General features: G+C 67.8%; 2 pseudogenes. Both read right to left on the reverse strand.

The features are described from left to right. Positions 1–486 (reverse strand): annotated as a pseudogene (locus D7231_RS34530) (RHS repeat domain-containing protein); the annotation flags it as partial. A 119-nt stretch (positions 487–605) separates the two neighbouring features. Next, a pseudogene (locus D7231_RS34535) lies at positions 606–1,725 on the reverse strand (DUF6531 domain-containing protein); the annotation flags it as partial.

The raw sequence follows: 1,725 nt of genomic DNA on the forward strand, positions 1-1,725 counted from the left end.
ATCGTAGATGTATCGCCACTCGTCCCCATCGGGAGTGGTGACCCGTACAAGGCGGTCCTCCGCGTCCCAGGTATAGGACCACGAGCGCTTCTGGCCATTGAGGAGTCGCCGAGTGCTCCGGACGCGTCGCCCCTGCCCGTCGTATTCATGGACGGTACGCCCGGACCGGGTGATCAGCGTGCCGTCCACCAGCCGATCCCCGTCGGCCTGCTGACCGGGAAGTCCGGCCTGGACGACGTTGCCCGCGCCGTCGTACGCGTACGTCTCCCGCCGACCCCGTGTCTCGACCTCAGTGACGCGGCCCAGGGGGTCCAGCGTGAATCGATGGGTTCCCGCGACGAGGTCCTCGATCTCAGTGAGGTGACCGTCCTGGCGGTACACGTACGACCGGTGCTGGACCATCGTCCGAGCGGCCTCGGGGTGATGGATGACGCTCTGCGACGTGATGCGGTTGAAGCGGTCGTCCCATGTCTGGGCGAGGGCCACCTCGCGGCCGTACGACCGACCGGTCTCGCGGCCGGTCGGGTCGAACGTGAAGGTGACCTGGTTGCCGCCGCTGTCCAGCGTGGCCGGGCGGCCGACGGCATCGAAGCTCCACTGCGCTGTCAGCCCGCCGTGGTCCGCCGGACACGGCGGCCCAGGAGGTCGTAGGCGTAGCTGGTGCTGCGGCCGTTGACCGTTTCGATCAGCGGACGGCCGAGCAGGTCGCGTTCCAGAACCAGTACCACGTCGGCGTTGGCCGCGCGGACGAGGGCGCCGGAGCGGTCGTAAGTGAACGAGACGGCCTCACCGTCGGCGCCGTGCTGCTCCAGAGTGCGGCCCATGGCGTCACGCGTGAACTCCAACCGCTGGCCAGCGCCGTTGACACGGGAGGCCAACAATCCCCTGGCGTCGTAGCCGTAAGTCAGCGTGCGGCCATTGAAGTCCGTCTCCGAGGCCAATCGGCCGGCCTTGTCGTAGCGGTAGGTCCAAGGGCGGCCTTGGTCGTCGGTGACGGCAGTGGTGTGCAGCTCGGTGTCGTAACTGAACGTGTACGTCGCGCCGTTCGCGTCAGTGCGCGTGGCGAGTCGGTCGAAGCACGTGTACGTGTTGACGGTGATGTTGCCGGCCAGATCGCGGTGGCGCAGCAGATTTCCCTCGCCATCCCAGTCCCACGTTTCCCTGACGCCGTCCGGGCGCTCGTGCCACTTTGGCCGCCCTTCGATCGTCCAGCCCATGCGGGTCACGTGACCGGAGGGATTCGCCGCACGCACGATGCGGCCGAAAGCGTCTCGCTCCGCGATCGTGACGTGTCCCAGAGGGTCGGTCACAGAGATCGGAAGGCCCGAAGGGGCGTTTTCCAATCGTCGCGTGTTCCCGAGCGCATCGGTGACCGCCACCACATGGCCCCACTCGTCATGGGCGTACTCGGTCCGGCCTCCCAGTGGGTCGGTGGTCGACAGACGGTTGCCACGGTCGTCGTACTCGTGGCGCCATGTCGCCCCGTCCGGCCCGGTCAATTCGACAGGCAGCCCGGCCGCCGGGTCGCGCTCGTCGTACCGCGCCGTGGTCGTGGTGCCGTCCGCGTGGGTCAGGCTCGTCAGGTTGCCGTGCTCGTCGTACGCGTAGTCCGTCGTGTTGCCGAGGGGGTCGGTGATGCTTTGGATGCGGTCGTAGCGGTCCCAGGTGCGGTGGGTGTGGTGGCCCAACGGGTCGGTCTCGGTGATGAGTTGGTAGCTGTCGTTG

Origin of the sequence: Streptomyces klenkii (assembly GCF_003626645.1) — a bacterium.
GTDB classification, from domain to species: Bacteria; Actinomycetota; Actinomycetes; order Streptomycetales; family Streptomycetaceae; genus Streptomyces; species Streptomyces klenkii.